The organism is Caballeronia sp. NK8 (assembly GCF_018408855.1).
Lineage (GTDB): Bacteria > Pseudomonadota > Gammaproteobacteria > Burkholderiales > Burkholderiaceae > Caballeronia.
Window position 1 is genome coordinate 397001 of sequence record NZ_AP024325.1, and the last position, 18279, is coordinate 415279.

Sequence of the window (18279 nt, forward strand, 5' to 3'; positions counted from 1 at the left end):
AGGCGATATGGTTCATACGCACGAAAAGTACGAACGGCTCATCGAGGTTTGCCGGTCCCTGCCGCCGCTCGCGGTGGCGGTGGCGCACCCTTGCGACCGGACATCGCTCGAAAGCGCGGTCAAAGCGCACGAGATGGGCCTGATCGCGCCGATTCTCGTCGGGCCGCGCGAGCGCATCCGCGAGGTCGCGGAGGAATGCGGGCTGAACATCGCGGGCTTGCCGATCGTCGACGCGCCGCACAGTCACGCGGCGGCGGAAAAGGCGGTCGAACTGGTGCGCGAGGCGAAGGCCGAAGCGCTCATGAAAGGCAGCCTGCACACCGACGAAGTCATGGCCGCCGTCGTCAGACGCGAAGGCGGACTGCGCACGCAACGGCGGGTGTCGCACTGCTTCATCATGGACGTGCCGGGCCACGAGAACGTGCTCATCATCAGCGACGCCGCGATCAACATCCTGCCGACGCTCGCCGACAAGGTCGACATCCTGCAGAACGCCATCGATCTCGGCCACGCGCTGCGCTTCGAAGAGGTGCGCGTCGCGATTCTCTCGGCGATGGAAACGGTGAACCCGAAAGTGCCCTCGACACTGGAGGCCGCCGCGCTGTGCAAGATGGTGGACCGCCATCAGATCACGGGCGCGCTCGTCGACGGGCCGCTCGCGCTCGACAACGCGATCGATCTCGAAGCGGCGCAGACGAAGAAGATCGACTCGCCCGTCGCGGGCCGCGCGAACGTGCTGATCGTGCCGGACCTCGAAGCGGGCAACATGCTCGCGAAAAGCCTGTCGTTTCTGGCGGGCGCGGACGCGGCGGGAATCGTGCTCGGCGCGCGCGTGCCGATCATCCTGACGAGCCGCGCCGATTCGCTGCAATCGCGGCTCGCGTCGTGCGCCATCGCCGCGCTGGTGGCGGCGAAGCGCCGCGAAGAAACGCAAGTGGCGGGGTGATCCCATGGCCGACGTCATTCTGGTTCTGAATGCGGGTTCATCGAGCATCAAGTTCAGCGCGTTCGACGTGCAGGGCAAGGCGCTCTCGCTCGTCACGCACGGGCAGGTGGAAGGTCTCTTCAGTTCGCCGCGTTTCGTCGCGTTCAATGCGAACGGCGAAAAGACCGGCGAGCACGCATGGGGCGATGGCGTGAAGCTCGAACATGCCGAAGCCATTGCGCATCTGGGCGCGTTCCTGCGCGGACACGGCGCGGGACATCATCTGATCGGCGTGGGACATCGGGTCGTGCATGGCGGTGCGCATTTCACGAAGCCCGTGCTGACGAGTCCGGAAGTGCTCGACGCACTCGACAAGCTCACGCCGCTCGCGCCGCTGCATCAGCCGCACAATCTCAAGCCCATTCGCATCATCGCCGAGCGCAATCCGGGGCTGCCGCAGGTCGCCTGTTTCGATACGGCGTTTCACGCGACGCAGAACCCGCTCGCGCAGGCGTTCGCGCTGCCCGAATCGATCACGAAGAACGGCGTGCGGCGCTACGGTTTTCATGGCCTCTCATACGAATACATCGCGAGCGCGTTGCCGGAGATCGCGCCGGACGCGGCGCGCGGGCGCACGGTCGTCGCGCATCTGGGCAACGGCGCGAGCCTGTGCGCGCTCGCGGCCGGCAAGAGCGTCGCGAGCACGATGGGCTTCACCGCCGTCGACGGCCTGATGATGGGCACGCGCTGCGGCAATCTCGATCCCGGCGTGATCCTTTATCTGCTCGACGAGCTCGGCATGAGCGCGCGCGAGATCGAAGACCTGCTGTATCGCGGCTCGGGCCTGCTCGGTGTCTCGGGCATCTCGGGCGACATGCGCGCACTGCTCGCGAGCCACGACGAACGCGCGCGCTTCGCCATCGATCTATACGTGTACCGCATCGGCCGCGAGCTGGGTTCGATGAGCGCGGCCTTGCAGGGGCTCGATGCCGTCGTGTTCACGGCGGGCATCGGCGAGCATTCGAAGGAGATTCGCCAGCGCGTGTGCGAGCAGGCGGCATGGTGGGGCATCGAGCTCGATGCGCAGGCCAACGCGAGCGGCGGCCCGCGCATCAGCACGGCTGCGAGCAAGGTGAGCGCGTGGGTGATTCCGACCAACGAGGAACTTATGATCGCGAGGCATGCCCTGACGCTGATCGAAGGAGCATCCGCATGACGCTGAATGTCCCGCAACCCGTGCTGAAGGGCGCGAAGGCGCTCGTGACCGGCATCGCCAACGAGCATTCGATCGCCTATGGCTGCGCGAAGGCGTTCCGCGAACTGGGCGCGGATCTCGCCATCACGCACGCGGACGAGAAGGCGCGGCCCTATGTCGAGCCGCTCGCCCAAGCACTCGAAGCGCCCATCTTCATGCCGCTCGACGCATCGAACCAGGATCAGCTCGATGCGGTGTTCGAACGCATCGCGAGCGAGTGGGGCACGCTCGATATCCTCGTGCATTCGATCGCATGGGCGCCGAAGGACGATCTGCAAGGCGGTCTCCTGAACTGCTCGGCGGAAGGCTTCGCGAAGGCGATGGACATCTCCTGCCATTCGTTCGTCCGCATGGCGCGGCTCGCGGCGCCGCTCATGAAAGACGGCGGCACCATGTTCACGATGAGCTATCACGGCGCGAACAAGGTCGTCCCGAACTACAACGTGATGGGCCCGGTGAAGGCCGCGCTCGAAGCATGCGCGCGCTATCTCGCCTACGAACTCGGCCCGCAGGGCATTCGCGTGCACGCGATCTCGCCGGGGCCGCTCAAGACGCGCGCCGCTTCGGGACTCAAGGACTTCGACCTGCTGCTGACCGAGGCCGCAGAGCGCGCGCCGCTCGGCGAGCTGGTCGACATCATGGACGTCGGCTTCACCTGCGCGTTTCTCGCGACGCCTTTCGCGCGCCGCATGTCGGGCGAAACGCTCTACGTGGACGGCGGCGTGCACATCATGGGATGAGCATGTTCAACTGGCTTTTCGGGCGCGAGGACCACAGCTCGCGCGAAGACGTCCGGCAGGCGCTCGATCGCATCGTCGCGGTCGCGCCGCAGGTGAAGCTCGCGAATCGTTACGAGTCGCGGATCGCCTCGGTCATCTGCAAGACGCTCGACCATGCGAATGAACTCGTCGCCGCGCTGCCCGCGCCGCGCGATGCGACGCCTGGCGCATGGGCCGACGATCCCTCGTTGCGCGCGAAGTTCGCCACACCCGACGACATCGTGCGAATCATCGGCGAGTCGCGCGACGTGCGCGACTGGTTCGACGGGAACATCGCCGCCGATCACGCCTTCGCGGTGCTCGGCGCGACGCTCGTCGAGCGGCGCGTGCTCGTCTCGGCCGTCGAGAACGGCGCGCTGCGCTCGGATGTCGCGCGCACGGCAGTGAGCTTCGAGGACAAGCGCATGCGCTTTTGCAGCGAGACGGACGAAGCGCTCAGACACGAACTCGTGCATCGGATCGTCGAGCAGTTCGCGCTCGAGGCGATGTCGCGCGTCGCGAATCAGGAAGCGCGGCGCGACGCGCTGCAGGAACATCGCGCGCTTCTGAACGCGCGCATGCACATGCTCGGCCGGCGCGGCGCGGGCATGAGCAGCCTGATCTCCGCCACCGATCTTTCGGGCGACGCCACGCGGCTTCAGCGCGACTTCGAGGAAAACGAAGCCGCGCTTGCCGCGCTGGGCTCGCTCGCCGATTCCATCGAGACGCAGCTTCAGACCATCATCGATCTGCTCGCCGAACCGGCGGCGCTCATCTCGCTCACGCATCGCGAGCTGTGCCTGAATCAGATGAACCTGCTGATGGAAGCGGGCTGCGATGGGCCGCATGCGGACATCGCGATCGAACTCGCGCACCTGCCGACGCAGCCGCCGCAAACACGCGCGGTCGAGATCGTACGCATCGCGCGGCGCGATGTGCCGCCCGCCGGCGCCGCATTCGACGAGGCTGCGCGTCTGGTGCTGTGACTTCCGTCCTTACTGCGGCGCGGCGCCCTGTATCGCCGCGGCGATGTCGCGGCTCACGCTCGCGAGCGCGCGGCTGTGCGCGGCCACGAGCGCGTTCCAGTCGGCGCCGTTGACGGGTTCGCGCACGAGCGAGCGGCCGGTGAGCGCGTTGTCGTCGCCGAAGCGGCGCACGGACCATTGCGCATCGATCGCGACGGCATCGCCTGGAACGGATTCGAACTGCTGGATATCGACGCGCACGCGCAACGCTTCCGGTTCCGCAATCGCGCGCGATGCGGGCGCGACGCGATTCGAACCGAGCAGCAACGCGAGATCGCCCGCGATGGCGTCCGCGATGCTGCTCCTGAGCGGCTCGCCCCAGCGCGCGTACTCGTTGAGCGCGACTTCGTTGCTGGTGTTGCGCGTGACGATCTGCGGCCGGTCGACGAGATCGGGCACCGTCACCGGTCCGACGATCACGGGCCGCGCGTTCGCGCGCGTGGTCGCAGCGGTGAGCGATGGATCGGCGCTCAGACGATAGAAACTCGGCTGCGGCGAACGGCATCCGGCGAGCACCGCCGCGAGGAGAAAGAAAGTCAGTAGGGCGGGCCGCATCACTTCTTGTCCTCCGGCTTGCCGCGCAGCAGCGCTTCCGGATGCTGCTGCAGATAATCCGCGAGACTGCGGAACGAGGCGGCGGTGCGCGTCAGTTCGCGGACCGCTTCGGCCGTGTCCTGCTGCAGGCCGGAATCCGGCATGAGCGTCGAGTGCGCGGCGTCGAGCGCGGCGCGCGCGGCGGCGAGCGTCGTCGCGGCTTGCGGCACGACCTGCGTGTTGAGACCCTGCATCAGCGCGGTCGTGCTGTTGAGCGTTTGCCGCGCGCTCGCCGTGAGTTCCTCGATCGGCAGCTTGTCGATGCGCGTCATGATGCGGTTGATCGAATCCTGCATCGATTCGAGACCGCTCGGCGTGGTCGGCAATTCGGGCGGGTCGCGGTTCCAGTCGATGCTCGCTTTCTTCGCGGTCGGGAAGAAATCGAGCGAGACATAAAGCTGCCCCGTCAGCAGGCTGCCCGTGCGCAACTGCCCGCGCAAGCCGCGCGAGACGAGCACGTCCGCGAGCTCGCGCCGGTCGGCCACGACCCGGCCGCTCTTCGGCTCGGTCGTGAAGCGCGACGTGAAGCGTTCCGGATAGAGATTGATTTCGACCGGTATGCTGATGCGCTTCGTGACCGGGTCGAAGCGCGTGTTGATCGCCGCCACTTCGCCGATCTGGATGCCGCGGAATTCCACCGGCGCGCCGACTGCCAGCCCGCGCACCGAGCCTTCGAACGCGAACACATATTTGTCGACGATGCGCTCCTGCACGCGCAACGCTTCCGCGCGCGTCGGATACAGGTTGAAAGTCGTGTCGGGCGGCGCCTCGGACCAGCTTAGCGACACCGCCGGCGTCTCGAACGCGAGCCCGCCGATCAGGATCGACACGAGCGATTGCGTGTTGACCTTGAGCCCGTCGGTGCCGAGCGTCAGGTCGATGCCGCCCGCCTGCCAGAAGCGCGAATCGGCGTTCACGTAGCGGTCGTAGGGCGCGTTGACGAACACATGCAGCGTGACGCCGCTGCCGTCCTTGTCGAGTTCGAAGGACGTCACCTGGCCCACCTGCAGACGGCGGAAATAGATCGGCGTGCCGACATCGACCGAGCCGAGATCCGTCGCCTTCAGCACGAACTGCCGGCCGGGCACGTCGCTCGCGAACACCGGCGGCGTTTCGAGGCCCGTGTAGTCGCGCCGGCTCTGCTTCGTATGGCCGATATCCATGCCGATATACGCGCCCGACAGGAGCGTGCCGATGCCCGACACCGAGCCGCCCGCCACGCGCGGCCGCACGACCCAGAAGCGCGTGTCCTCGACGAGCATGTTGGTCGCATCGCGCGTGAGTTCAGCCTTGGCGATCACATGCTTGTAATCCTCCGACAGCGCGACCGACTTCACCTGGCCGATGTCGACGTCCTTGAACTTGATCTTGGTCTTGCCGGCTTCGATGCCTTCACCGGTCTTGAACGTGATGGTGACGGTCGGTCCCTGCTGGAGCACCGTCTGCACCGCGAGCCAGATGCCGACCGCCACCGCGATCGCTGGCACGATCCAGATCCACGGAATGCGCCAGCGCTTCTTCGGCGCGACTTCCGCATCGGGGATATCGCCGGGCGTGTTCATCTTGATTCTTCCCGAGGTGGCGGCGTGTCCCAGATGAGGCGCGGATCGAACGACATCGCCGCGAACATCGTCAGCACGACGACCGCGCCGAACGCGATCGCCGCCGGCCCGGCCTCGATCGTCGCCATCGCGCTGAACTGCACGAGCGCGACGAGCACGGCGATGACGTAGATATCGAGCATCGACCAGCGGCCCACCAGCTCGACGATGCGGTAGATGACCGCGCGCTGCGTGCTCTGCTGCGTCATGCGCAGATTCGCGGTCGCGGCGAGATAGCCGATGGCGAGAATCTTGAGCATCGGCACCGCGATGCTCGCGATGAACACGATGATCGCGAGCGGCCACGAGCCCGAATGCCACAGATACGCGACGCCGCTCATGATCGTGTCCTTCTGCGCGCCGAACAGGGAACTCGTGTTCATCACGGGCAGCGTGTTCGCCGGAATGTAGAGTACCGCCGCCGCGATCAGATACGCCCACGTGCGCGACAGGCTCGAGGGCTTGCGCAGATGCAGGCGCGCGCCGCAGCGCGGACAGTACAGATGCTCATGCCGCTCTATGCCGCGCGTGCACAGGCCGCAGTCGTGACAGACGCAAATGCCGCTTGCCGCCGCCGTGCGCCCGCGAAGCGGCGTGTCGGCGGGCATGCCGGGCGGCGCGCCTTCGAGGCGCAGCCACATCGCGCGCTCGTCGAACGAGGAGGTCGCCGCGACCAGCAGCAGCATCAGCGCGGCGAGCGACCACAGCGCGGGCCCCGTCACCACCGACGCGATATGCGCGAGCTTCACGACCGCGACGAGCAGGCCGAGCATCAGCACTTCGGTCATGCCCCAGTTGCGCGCGATGCGCAGCATGCGAAACACGGCGTCGGCGTGCCACGGCCTGTGGTTCAGATGCAGCGGCAGCAGCAGCCACACCATGGCGAGCGCCTGCAGCGCCGGCATCAGGATCGTCGTGATGAAGATGAGGCCGGCGAGCGGCCACATGCCGTCGCGATACAGCACGCGCACCGCGCCGATCAGCGTCGTTTCGACGAGATCGCCGTTGACCGCGAGGCCGACGATCGGAAACGCATTCGAGATCAGCCACAGCACGCAGGCGGTGAGCGCATAGGCGAGCGCGTGGTCGAAGCCGCGTGCGCGCCGCCGATAGAGCACGGCGCGGCAGCGGCAGCAGCGCAGCGTGCCGCCCGGCGGCACCTCGCCCTCGCGCTGCACCAGATCGCATTCATGGCACGCGATCAGCGGGCGCGTCGTGCGATCATCGGAGGCGAGCGTGTTCATTGCACGGTCTGGCCGGGTTTCGTCGCGTCGGCGGGCGGCGTCGCCGATTGTTGCTGCGTGGTCATCTTGTCGGCGGTCATGACCCAGCCGCCACCCATCACCTTGTAGAGCGTCACGAACGAGCCGAGCGCGGCGGCCTCCGTCTGCGTCTGCGAAAGCTGGGCGTTGAAGAGGCTGCGCTCGGCGTCGAGCACTTCGATATAGCTCGTGTAGCCGCCTTCGTAGCGCGCCCGCGCGAGCCGCGAATAGGTGGCAAGCGCGGTGACCTGGCGGCCCTGTACTTCGAGTTGCTCATGCAGTTTTTGCGACGAGATGAGCGCGTCGTCGACTTCCTGGAACGCCACCTGAATTGCCTTCTGATAGGTCAGCAGCGCCGCCTGCTGTTGCGCCTCGGCCGATTGCACCTGGCCCGAGATGTTGCCCGCCGTGAAGATCGGCTGCGTGACCTGGCCCGCGAACGCCCATACGCGCGACGGGCCGGTGAAGAGCGAGGAGAACTGTCCGCTCGCGGTGCCGAGCAGGCCGGTCAGCGAAATCTGCGGAAAGTACAGCGCGCGCGCCGCGCCGATCAGCGCATTGGCCGCGACCAGATCCTGTTCCGCCTGCAGCAGATCGGGGCGCCGCTCCAGCAGGTCCGATGGCAGCCCCGACGGAATCACCGGCGTCGCGAGTTCGCCGAGTGTGCGGCCGCGCATGATCGGCCCGGGATTCGCGCCGAGCAGGACCGAGAGCGCGTCTTCCTGCTGCGCGATCTGCGTTTCGAGCTGCGGAATCGTCGCGAGCGAGGCTTCGTATTCGGACTGGCTCTGCGCGAGTTCCATCTGCGAGACTTCGCCGCCTTCGAAGCGCAGCGTGAACACATGCACCGATTCGGCGCGGCTCTGGGTCGTCGCCTTGGCGATTTCGAGCTGCTTGTCGAAGCTGCGCAGATTCAGATACGACGTCGCCACCGATGCCACCAGCGAGAGGATCGTCGCGCGCCGGCCTTCCTCGCTCGACAGCAGGTTCGCGCGCGCGGCCTCGGTGAGGCGCCGGTTGCGCCCGAACAGATCGAGTTCCCACGCGGCGGACACGGACGCGTCGAAGCTGTTGTAGACCGGCCCGAAGCCGTTGAGCGGCTGCGTTCCCGCCACCGAAGCGCGCTGCCGCGCCGCGTTCGCGCCCGCCGAAATCTGCGGGAACAGCGCGGAGCGCGTCGTGACGAACTGGCCCATGAACTGTTCGACGCGCGCCGCCGCGATCTTCACGTCCTTGTTGTTCGCGAGCGCGGTCGCGATCAGCTCGTCGAGCACCGGGTCCTGGAACTGCTTCCACCATTCGGAGTTCGCGGTATCGGCGACTTCGGCTGCGGCGAAGCGGTAGGTCGCGGGTGTCTCGACCGGCTGGCGCGAGTAGTTCGGACCGAGCAGGCAGCCGGAGAGCGATAGCGCGGCGGCGAGGCTGGCGTAAGTGCGCCGCATGTCAGTCCCCCTTGTCCGGAGCGGACGGCGAGGCATTCGGGCCGCTGCCGGGCGCGTTCTGGCCTGGCGCTTTTGGATCGGCGGCATCGGTGGCGGCGCTCGCTTCGTCGCCTTTCTTTTTCTTAGAGCGCGAGGACATCGTTTCCAGTCCCCAGAAGAACATCGGAATGAAGAACACGGCGATGACCGTCGCGCCGAGCATCCCGCCGATCACGCCGGTGCCGATCGAATGGCGGCTGTTGGCGGACGCGCCCGTCGCGATGGCGAGCGGCACGCAGCCGAGAATGAACGCGAGCGAGGTCATCACGATCGGGCGCAGGCGTTCTTCGGCGGCGGTCATCGCGGCTTCGTACACGGACTTGCCGGCCTCGCGGTTCAGCACGGCGAACTCGAAGATGAGAATCGCGTTCTTGGCGGCGAGCGCGACCAGCATCGTCAGGCCGATCTGGAAGTACACGTCGTTGTTGAGGCCGCGCAGCAGAATGGCGAGCAGCGCGCCGAAGATCGCGAACGGCACCGCCATCAGCACGCCGAACGGCAGGCTCCACTTCTCGTACTGCGCGGCGAGGATCAGGAACACCATGATCAGACCGAAGATGAAGACGAGCGCCGACGAACTGCCCGATTGCTGCGCTTCGTAGGCCTCGCCGCTCCACCCGATGCCGTACTCCGTCGGCAGACCCTTCGCGATATCTTCCAGCGCGGCGATGACCTGTCCGGACGCGTAGCCGGGCGCTGCGTTCGCCGTGATCTTCACCGCCGGGAAGTTGTTGAAGCGCGTGATGAGATCGGGGCCCGTCACATAGCGCGTCGTGACCATGGCCTTGAGCGGCACCATCTCGCCGGTCTTGCTCTTCACGAAGATCTGCGTGAGATCGTCGGGCTTCAGCCGGTACTGCGGCTCCGCCTGCAGAATCACCTGCCAGAGGCGGCTCGAACGGTTGAACTGCGATACGTAGAGCGAGCCGAACATCGTCTGCATCGCGCTATAGACGTCCTCGACAGGCACCCCGAGCGTCTCGGCCTTGTCGCGATCGACGTTGGCGAGCATCTGTTGCGACGATGCGTTGAAGGTCGAGGTGACGCCCGTCAGCTCCGGGCGCGCCTTGGCCTTGGCGACGAAATCGTCCACGATGGCCGCGAACTGGCCGATGGTCGCGTCGCCCTTGCTCTGAATCCACATCTCGGTGCCGCCCGTCGTGCCGAGACCCGGAATCGACGGCGGATTCAGCGGCACGACGATGCCCTCCTTGATCTGCGACAGATGCTTGTAGGCGTCGACGAGCACCGCGCGCGCGTTCTGCGTCCGGATGTTGGCCGACTTGTAGCGTTCGTCGAAACTCTTGAAGCCGACGAAGAAGGTGGACGAATTGTTCTTGTTCTGACTGTCGAGGATGCTGAAGCCGTCGATCGTCGTGATGCTGCTCACCGCGGGCTGCTTCATGAAGTAGTCGGTGACGCGCTCGGACACCGCGCCGGTGCGATCGAGCGATGCGGCGTCCGGCATGATCACCGCGCCGAGCAGATAGCCCTGATCCTCGGGCGGCAGGAACGCGGTCGGTATGTCGCGCATCATCACGACGGCGAGCGCGATCATGCCGACGAACAGCAGCAGCGCGATCAGAAAGCGCTTGATGATGAGCCGCACGACGCTGGTGTAGCCGTGCGTCATGCGCAGGAACTGGTTGTCGAACCAGCGGAAAAAGCCCTTCTTCTCGTGATGCCCGGGCTTGAGCAGCAGCGCGGCGAGCGCGGGCGACAAGGTCAGCGCGACGAGGCCCGAGATCACCACCGATATCGCGATGGTAATGGCGAACTGCTTGTACATCTGCCCCGTGATGCCGGAGAGGAACGCCACCGGCACGAACACCGCGCACAGCACCAGCACGATGGCGACGACCGGCCCGGCCACTTCGTCCATCGCCTTCTTCGCGGCGGTCTTTGGATCGAGCTTGAACACGGTCATGTTGCGCTCGACATTCTCGATCACGACGATCGCATCGTCCACGACGATCCCGATCGCGAGCACCATGCCGAACAGCGTCAGCATGTTGATGGAAAAGCCGAGCGCCTCCATGCCCATGAACGTGCCGACGATCGACACCGGCACCGCGATCACCGGAATCAGCGTGGCGCGCAGGCTTTGCAGGAACACGAACACGACGATCACGACCAGCACGACCGCTTCGAAGAACGTATGCACCACGTCGGAGATGGACGCGCGCGTGAACTCCGTCGTGTCCATCGCGATTTCGTAGTCGATGCCCTGCGGGAACGTCTTCTTCATCTCGGCGAGCTGCGCGCGCACCTGCTTCGACACGTCGAGCGCGTTCGCGCCCGGCTGCTGATAGACGGCGAGCACCGTTGCGGATTTGCCCTGGAAGCGGCTGCGGATCGAATAGTCTTTCTGCCCGAGCTCGGCCCGGCCCACGTCCTTCAGGCGCACGATCGCCGCGCCGCCCGACTGCGCGCGAATGATGATGTTTTCGAATTCGGAAGGCTCGGTCAGCCGTCCGGTCGTCGTCACCGCGAAGGACTGCTCGACGGCCGCGCCCGTCGGCGACTGGCCGAGACGTCCGACGGCGAACTGCTGGTTCTGGTTGGCGACCGCGCGCTGCACGTCGGAGGCCGTGATGCCGAGCTGCGCCATTCGATCGGGCTTGAGCCAGATTCGCATCGCGTAATCGGGCGTGCCGAAGATGGCCGACTGGTTCGCGCCGGGAATGCGCTTGAGCGCGTCGAGGACATACACGTTCGCGTAGTTCGCGATATAGGTCGCGTCATAGCGCTCGTCGGGCGAATAGATGGCGATCACCATCATGAACGCCTGCGACTTCTTCTGCACCTGCACGCCCTGATTCGTCACCGACTGCGGCAGTTGCGGCAGCGCCAGATTCACGCGGTTCTGCACGTCGACCTGCGCGAGCTCCGGATTCGTGCCGATCTGGAAGTAAGCGTTGATCGTCAGATTGCCCGTCGACGAACTCGACGAGCTCATGTAGATCATGTTGTCCGCGCCATTGACCTGCTGCTCGATCGGCGCGGCGACGTTGTTCGCGACGACGTCGGCGCTCGCGCCCGGATAGGTCGCGGAGATCGTGATCTGCGGCGGCGTGATGTCGGGATATTGGGCGGTGGGCAGCGCGAACATGCACAGCGCGCCGCCCAGCGTGATCACGATCGATATGACCGACGCGAAAATCGGACGGTCAATGCAGAAATGTGAAATGTTCATTGGCCTCTTCCGCGCGACGTGTTTTCGATCGTCGTCAGTTCAAATCGGATCGGATCACTTTTCGGTCCCGCCGGTTGCGCTTTTCGTCTGCCCGAGCGACGCCTCCTGCGCGCCCGAGGCTGGCGCATCGCCCGCGGCGGGTGCGGCGACCACGCGAAGTTGCGAGTCCGAGCTGACCCGGATCGCGCCATCGACGACGACGCGCTCGCCCGCTTTCAGGCCGCTCGTGATGAACCAGTCGTCGCCGTGCCACTCGCCGACTTCGACGACGCGCTGATGCGGTTTCGACTGATCGTCGATCACCCAGACGAAATGGCTCTTCGCGCCCTGCAGCACGGCGCGTTGCGGCACGAGGATCGCGTTGGGCCGCACCGCGCCCGTCACGCGCGCCTTCACGAACTGGCCGGGGCGCAGCGTGCCCTTCGGATTCGCGAATACCGCGCGCACGAGGAACGTGCCCGTCTCCGTGCTGAACGCCGGATTCGTGAAGTCGATGCGGCCGGTCTGCGGATACACCGAGCCGTCGGCCTGAATGACGGTCACGTCGAACTGGTTGTCGGGCGGGAAGTGCAGCAGGCCTTTTCTGATCTGCTCGCGATAGTTCAGCAACTCGTTCTCCGAGATGCTGAAGTTCACCCACATCGGGTCGAGCTGATAGACATAGGTGAGCAGGCCCGATTGCGTCGGCGTCACGTAGCTGCCTTCCTGCACGCGCGCGAAACTGGAGAGGCCCTTGAGCGGCGAGCGGATCGTCGTGTAGCTCAGGTTGAGTTCCGCGGTCTGCACCTCGCCTTTCGCGGCGATCACGGCGGCTTCGGCGCTCTTTTCGTTGCCGACGGCGTCGTCGAGATCCTTCTTGCTCAACGCGTTCATCGCGGCGAGCGGCTTCACGCGGCCGAGATTCTGCTGCGTGACGAGCAGCCGCGCCTGCTGCTGCGCGAGCGAGCCCTTGGCGGTCTGCAGCGCGGCTTCGAAGGGGCGTTTGTCCATGATGAACATCACCTGGCCGACCGAGACGACCGCGCCTTCCGTATACATGCGCTTTTCCAGAAAGCCGTCCACGCGCGCGCGGATTTCCACCTCGCGCGAGCTCTGCGTCTGCGCGGTGAAATCGAATTCCACGGGCGTCGATTGCGCGGCGACGGTCACGACCGTGACATCGACGGCGGGCTTCGCGGCTTCGGGCGGCGGCTTCTTGCACGCCACGAGCGAGAGCGACGCGAATGCGGCGAGCGCAACGAGGCGCAGTGCGCGCATCCGGCGCGAAGATTGAGCGAACGGGCAGCAGTGCAGCATCTGTTCCGACACGAACGCCATAGGCGCCTCCCTCTTGGGATGGCCGATCGATGATGAGCGAGCGCGCCGCCAGGGCGCCTCGCCACGACATGCTCGCGGTATGCGTTTCAGATGAAATCGCGCGGGACAGGATTCTTTGGCGACGTCAGCGAGCGCGAGCCTGATATTTGTGATGTGTCGTAGCTGCCTCCGGTTTTGCGGTCGAGTTATAGCCAGAGATGCTCATGGTTCGCCACCTGATGGCGTGGCGTGCGTGACGAATCTACTAATAGCTGAATACGGCTGAAAACGCCATAGCGTTTAATGCCATTTCGACTGAACGCTGTGGATCGCCATGCGTAGCAATTACTGAATAGGCGGGCGGCCCGACGAATCGCTATCGCAGGCGCGAAGCTATGGATCGCTTAGCAAGGCGCGGATTCGTCATGCCGATTTGTGAAATGCCGAAGAGAACCGTCGATGCTTCCTGCGTCGTCACGCGCTTTACAGATGTCCGAACAACGCCCGGGGCCGATCCCGCAACGTGCTCGCCAGAATCCGCAGCCCGCTCACGAGCTGTTCCCGGCTCTCCGCGCACGCGAGATTGATCCGCACGCCATGCTCGATCTCGGACCTGTCCACGGCAAATGCCGACGATGGCATCACCACCACACCGCGCGCCTTCGCATTGGCGGCGAAGTCATCGGCGCGCCACGGCAGCGGCAGCTTCAGCCACACGAACATGCAGGCCGGATCGGACTGCAGCAACTCCTGCGGCAGCAACTCGCGCGCGAGATCGTGCCGCGCGCGAATCTCGGCGAGTTGCGCGTCCATGATGTGCTGCGCGGTGCCGTCCTCCATCCAGACGGCCGCGATCAGCATCGACAGCGGCGCGGGCATCCACGCCGTCGTGCGGACGGCTTCCGCACACAGCGCGGCGTTGTCCTGCGGGCTCAGCAGATAGCCGAGCCGCAAGCCGGGCGCGAGTATCTTCGACGTCGCCGAGATATGAAACGTCAGCTCGGGGCACAGGCTCGCGATCGTCGGCAGGCGTTGCGCGACGAGCGGGCCGTACACGTCGTCCTCGATGATCGCCACGCCATGCCGGCGCGCCACATCGACGAGCGCCATGCGCCGCTCGAGGCTCATTGTCGTGACGGTGGGATTCTGCAGATTCGGCACGGTGAAGATGGCCTTGACCGGCACGCGCTTGCACACGCGTTCGACCTCGTCGACGATGAGGCCGTCGCGGTCGCTCGGAATGCCCACGATCTCGAACTGGAACACCGGCGCGAGCGCCTTCAGCCCGTAATACGTCAGTTGATCCGCGAGGATCACGCCATCCGTGCCGATCAGGCTGTTGAGCACCGCATACAGCCCATGCTGCGCGCCGCTCGTGACGACGACCTGATCGGCGGTCGGCGCGAAGCCCGGCGCGCTCATCCAGCGCGCCCCGGCCGCGCGCGCCCATGACGGCCCCTGCGGCGGCTGATATTCCTGCAACTGCGCGAAGCGCGGATCGCGCGGCAGCTCGCCCATGGTGCGCGCGAGGCAGGCGAGGAATTCCCCGGTCGCGGGCCGGTTGACGGTCAGATCGATGACGCCGCTTCCCGCGCTCGCGGGCGGCGTCTCGACGCTCGGCATCGCGCCGCCGGTCACGAGCGAGCCGCGCCGCTTGCTGCCGATCACGAGGCCGCGCAACTGCAGCTCCTTGTATGCGCGCGACACGGTCGAGACATTGATGCCCAGTTCGCTCGCCAATTGCCGCTGCGGCGGCAGGCGGCTGCCGGGCGGATAGATGCCGCTGCGGATTTCCCGCTCGATCGAGCTCGATACCTCGATGTAGGTCGATCGCCTGGTCGTGCCTTCGGCTTCGCCGTTCGCGGTCAGCGTCTGATCCTTGTCGGAAGCCATGAATCTCTGTCTCCATACAAACTATGCTTTGTCCGCGATTTGTGCGGAAGTGAGCCGATTCTAACTCAGAGTGGTGCCGATGCAATGCCCATATAAGCCCCACAGGCGCGTCGCGTCGGGTCTGCAAGAGCCGCTCCAGTCGTACTTAGGGAAAATCCCGGCACCACACAATCGTGTTTTTAATTGCACACAAAAAAATCTTGTGTGATTCTAGAATCAGAGTTTGTCTGGTGTGCGGTGCGTTTTTGCCTTGGCCGCGTGTGCAATTCATTCGATCTTTGTCCGCAGGAGATTCCCGATGTCCTTGCCTCAATCCGCTCAATCGGCGCCATCCGGCAGCCCGCCGAAGCTCGGCTCGGCGCTGCGCCAGCGCCACGTCACGATGATCGCGCTCGGCGGCATCATCGGCGCGGGCCTGTTCGTCGGCAGTAGTGCGACGCTCGCCACGGTCGGCCCGGCGGCGTGCGTGTCGTATCTCGTTGCCGGCATCGTCGTGCTGATGGTCATGCGCATGCTCGGCGAAATGGCGCTCGCGGTGCCCGGCGTCGGCTCGTTCACCGAATACGCGCGTATCGGCCTCGGCAACTGGGCCGGTTTCACGAGCGGCTGGCTCTACTGGTATTTCTGGGTGATCGTCGTCGCGGTGGAAGCGGTCGCGGGCGCGGCCATTTTGCAGCGCTGGATACCGGCGCCGGTGTGGGTCATCGGCCTCGTGCTGCTGTCCGTCATGACCGCGATCAACCTTCTGTCCGTGAAGTCGTATGGCGAATTCGAGTTCTGATTCGCGTCGATCAAGGTCGCGGCGATCATCGCGTTCATCGCGATCGGCGCGGGCTATCTGCTCGGCTTCGGGCACACGGGTGGCGCAGTCACGCACCTGGTCGGCGATCGCGGCTTTCTGCCGTTCGGCGCGATGTCCGTGTTCGCCGCCGTGCCGACCGTGATCTTCGCGGTCGGCGGCGCGGAAATCGCAACCATCGCCGCCGCCGAATCGGACGATCCCGCCAAGAGCGTCGCCGCGATGACGCGCTCGGTGATCCTGCGCGTCATCACGTTCTATGTCGGCTCGCTGTTCCTGATCGCGTGCATCGTGCCGTGGGGCAGCATCGTGACGGGTCACTCGCCGTTCGTCGCCGCTCTGGAGACGATGCGGATTCCCTATGCCGCCGACATCATGAACGCGATCGTGCTCATCGCCGTGCTGTCCGCGCTGAACTCGGGTCTGTATGTGTCGTCGCGCATCCTGTTCCGTCTCGCCGAACGCGGCGATGCGCCGAAGTCGCTGCTCAGGCTTACGCCGCACAAGGTGCCGCGTCTTGCGGTGATGTTGTCGAGCGTGGTCGGCTATGTGGCGATCATCGCGGCGATCGTGTCGCCGCAGGGTGTGTTCCTGTTCCTCGTGAACGCATCGGGCGCGGTGATGCTGTTCGTCTATCTCGCAATCGCGCTCGCGCAGATCCGCATCCGCCGGCGCATCGAGAAGCAGGCGCCCGAGCGTCTCACGCTGAAGATGTGGCTGTTTCCGTGGCTGTCGTATGCGGTGGTCTTTGCGATCGTCGGCGTGCTCGCGGCGATGGGCGCGGACCACGAACTGCGTCCCCAGATGATGGCCAGTCTCGCGAGTCTCGCGGTGGCGTCGGCGGCTTACTTCTTCGCGGCCAAGCATCCTCATCGTCACGAACAAGAGAGCGAGTCGGCGACGGGATTCCTGTCGCATGAAGGCGATCTTGCCTGGAAGGGGCGCGAGTAATGTCGAAGGTGGCGATCATCGGCGCGGGGTTCATCGGCATGGCTAGCGCTGCGTGGCTCATGCGCGACGGACATGACGTCACGCTGTTCGATCCGGCGGGCGTCGCGCAGGGCGCGTCGTTCGGCAACGCGGGCACCTTCGCGCCTTACGGATGCGTGCCGGTGAACAATCCGTCCGTGTTCCGCGATATCCCGCGCTTTCTGCTCTCGAACGACAGCCCGTTCAGATTGCGCTGGGGTTATCTTCCGCAACTCGCGCCGTGGCTCGCGCGCTTTCTGTTGAGCTCGCGGCGCGCGAATTACGAAGCGAGCGCGCGGGCGCTGGCGGCCTTGCTCTCTCGCGCGCAGGAAGGCTATGCGCCCTTGCTCGACGAAGACGGCCTCACGCGTTTCGTGATGCCGCGCGAGTGTCTGTATCTGTATTCGAGCGCTGCTTCGTTCGATGCATCGCGCGCTTCGCTCGCCCTGCGCGAAAGCCTCGGCGTGGGTTTCGATGTGCTCGACAGCGGTGCGATCCGCGAACTCGAACCGCAACTCGCGCCGATCTTCGCGCGCGGCGTGCTGTTTCGCGATAGCTGGCATTTCACTGATCCTGCCGGGTTTTTGCAGGCGTTGTTCGAACGTCTGGCCGCGCGCGGCGCGCAACTCGAGCGCGTGAAGGTGGACGCGATAGAACCGAATGGACAAGGCGTCTCATTGCGCGTGAACGGCGATGCGCGCCGTTTCGATCATGTCGTCATCGCGACCGGCGCGCGCTCGCGCGAGTTCGCGCATCAATGCGGCGATCACGTTCCGCTCGACACCGAGCGCGGCTATCACGTTCGCTATGCGTCGGCGTCGGGCCTGATCTCGCGGCCGTGCGGCTGGGCGGAACGCGGCTTCTACATGACACCGATGAGCGACGGCATTCGCGTCGCGGGCACGGTCGAGCTTGCGGGCTTCACCGAACAGCGCAATCGCGCGTTGCTCGATCTCGTGACCGTATCGTCGAAGCGCGCGTTGCCCGCGCTCGGCGCGCCGGATCGCGAATGGCTCGGCTTTCGTCCGACGCTGCCCGACGGCGTGCCGGTGCTCGGCGCATCGAAGGCGAGCGAGCGCGTGATTTACGCATTCGGGCATCAGCATCTGGGTTTGACGCTCGCGGGCGTGAGCGGACGCATCGTCGCCGATCTGATCGCGCGGCGCGCGCCGCCGCTCGATCTCGCGAGCTATCGCGCGTCGCGCTTTCACTGACGCGGCGCGCA

The 18279-nt window shown here is 65.7% G+C and carries 12 protein-coding genes and 1 pseudogene; 6 read left to right on the forward strand and 7 right to left on the reverse strand.

From position 1 onward, the window contains the following. Window positions 1-7 precede the first annotated feature (7 nt). From NK8_RS27230 to NK8_RS27245, 4 genes are read left to right on the forward strand one after another with little or no spacing between them, the layout of a single operon-like run. Complete coding sequence (locus NK8_RS27230; protein ID WP_162070009.1) at window positions 8-946, forward strand: phosphate acetyltransferase; 939 nt, start codon at window positions 8-10, stop codon at window positions 944-946. Between the two features lie 4 nt (window positions 947-950). Then, window positions 951-2141: an acetate/propionate family kinase gene (locus NK8_RS27235; protein WP_213232838.1), complete on the forward strand. Its 1191-nt coding sequence runs from the start codon at window positions 951-953 to the stop codon at window positions 2139-2141. After that, entirely contained in the window at window positions 2138-2920 is a 783-nt protein-coding gene (gene fabI / locus NK8_RS27240; RefSeq protein ID WP_162070007.1) for an enoyl-ACP reductase FabI, read from the forward strand. Before NK8_RS27235 ends, fabI begins: the two co-directional genes overlap by 4 nt. A 2-nt stretch (window positions 2921-2922) precedes the next feature. Next, window positions 2923-3924, forward strand: a complete 1002-nt coding sequence (locus tag NK8_RS27245; protein ID WP_213232839.1) for a hypothetical protein — start codon at window positions 2923-2925, stop codon at window positions 3922-3924. Between the two features lie 9 nt (window positions 3925-3933). Here NK8_RS27245 and NK8_RS27250 read toward each other — a convergent pair whose 3' ends face one another. From NK8_RS27250 to NK8_RS27280, 7 genes are all read right to left on the reverse strand, one after another. Next, window positions 3934-4518 carry a membrane integrity-associated transporter subunit PqiC gene (locus NK8_RS27250; protein ID WP_162070005.1) on the reverse strand — a complete coding sequence of 195 codons (585 nt, stop codon included), beginning with the start codon at window positions 4516-4518 and terminating at the stop codon, window positions 3934-3936. Next, complete coding sequence (locus NK8_RS27255; RefSeq protein ID WP_162070004.1) at window positions 4518-6119, reverse strand: intermembrane transport protein PqiB; 1602 nt, start codon at window positions 6117-6119, stop codon at window positions 4518-4520. The genes NK8_RS27250 and NK8_RS27255 overlap by 1 nt, the downstream gene beginning before the upstream one ends. Continuing rightward, on the reverse strand, window positions 6116-7402 hold the full coding sequence (locus NK8_RS27260) for a paraquat-inducible protein A (RefSeq protein ID WP_213232840.1): 1287 nt from the start codon (window positions 7400-7402) through the stop codon (window positions 6116-6118). The genes NK8_RS27255 and NK8_RS27260 overlap by 4 nt, the downstream gene beginning before the upstream one ends. Next, window positions 7399-8862, reverse strand: coding sequence for an efflux transporter outer membrane subunit (locus tag NK8_RS27265; protein WP_162070002.1), 1464 nt, complete (start codon window positions 8860-8862; stop codon window positions 7399-7401). The genes NK8_RS27260 and NK8_RS27265 overlap by 4 nt, the downstream gene beginning before the upstream one ends. Window position 8863: 1 nt before the next feature. Continuing rightward, window positions 8864-12097, reverse strand: coding sequence for an efflux RND transporter permease subunit (locus tag NK8_RS27270; RefSeq protein WP_213232841.1), 3234 nt, complete (start codon window positions 12095-12097; stop codon window positions 8864-8866). A 54-nt stretch (window positions 12098-12151) separates the two neighbouring features. Beyond that, window positions 12152-13414: an efflux RND transporter periplasmic adaptor subunit gene (locus NK8_RS27275; RefSeq protein WP_162070000.1), complete on the reverse strand. Its 1263-nt coding sequence runs from the start codon at window positions 13412-13414 to the stop codon at window positions 12152-12154. A 462-nt stretch (window positions 13415-13876) separates the two neighbouring features. Next, window positions 13877-15286 (reverse strand): PLP-dependent aminotransferase family protein, encoded by a 1410-nt coding sequence (locus NK8_RS27280; protein ID WP_213232842.1) that lies wholly within the window; start codon window positions 15284-15286, stop codon window positions 13877-13879. A gap of 298 nt (window positions 15287-15584) precedes the next feature. On the opposite strand from NK8_RS27280, the pseudogene NK8_RS27285 reads away from it, so the two are divergent. Further along, a pseudogene (locus tag NK8_RS27285) lies at window positions 15585-17036 on the forward strand (amino acid permease). Further along, window positions 17036-18268, forward strand: coding sequence for an FAD-binding oxidoreductase (locus NK8_RS27290; protein ID WP_213232843.1), 1233 nt, complete (start codon window positions 17036-17038; stop codon window positions 18266-18268). Before NK8_RS27285 ends, NK8_RS27290 begins: the two are co-directional and overlap by 1 nt. Window positions 18269-18279 lie beyond the last annotated feature (11 nt).

What these genes read in the sequence shown, in the direction of transcription:
- NK8_RS27290 (WP_213232843.1), top strand. Translation starts at nt 17,036, where the DNA reads ATGTCGAAGGTGGCGATCATCGGCGCGGGGTTCATCGGCATGGCTAGC.
- NK8_RS27275 (WP_162070000.1), bottom strand. Translation starts at nt 13,414, where the DNA reads ATGGCGTTCGTGTCGGAACAGATGCTGCACTGCTGCCCGTTCGCTCAA.
- NK8_RS27280 (WP_213232842.1), bottom strand. Translation starts at nt 15,286, where the DNA reads ATGGCTTCCGACAAGGATCAGACGCTGACCGCGAACGGCGAAGCCGAA.
- NK8_RS27270 (WP_213232841.1), bottom strand. Translation starts at nt 12,097, where the DNA reads ATGAACATTTCACATTTCTGCATTGACCGTCCGATTTTCGCGTCGGTC.
- NK8_RS27245 (WP_213232839.1), top strand. Translation starts at nt 2,923, where the DNA reads ATGTTCAACTGGCTTTTCGGGCGCGAGGACCACAGCTCGCGCGAAGAC.
- NK8_RS27250 (WP_162070005.1), bottom strand. Translation starts at nt 4,518, where the DNA reads ATGCGGCCCGCCCTACTGACTTTCTTTCTCCTCGCGGCGGTGCTCGCC.
- fabI (WP_162070007.1), top strand. Translation starts at nt 2,138, where the DNA reads ATGACGCTGAATGTCCCGCAACCCGTGCTGAAGGGCGCGAAGGCGCTC.
- NK8_RS27260 (WP_213232840.1), bottom strand. Translation starts at nt 7,402, where the DNA reads ATGAACACGCTCGCCTCCGATGATCGCACGACGCGCCCGCTGATCGCG.
- NK8_RS27255 (WP_162070004.1), bottom strand. Translation starts at nt 6,119, where the DNA reads ATGAACACGCCCGGCGATATCCCCGATGCGGAAGTCGCGCCGAAGAAG.
- NK8_RS27265 (WP_162070002.1), bottom strand. Translation starts at nt 8,862, where the DNA reads ATGCGGCGCACTTACGCCAGCCTCGCCGCCGCGCTATCGCTCTCCGGC.
- NK8_RS27235 (WP_213232838.1), top strand. Translation starts at nt 951, where the DNA reads ATGGCCGACGTCATTCTGGTTCTGAATGCGGGTTCATCGAGCATCAAG.
- NK8_RS27230 (WP_162070009.1), top strand. Translation starts at nt 8, where the DNA reads ATGGTTCATACGCACGAAAAGTACGAACGGCTCATCGAGGTTTGCCGG.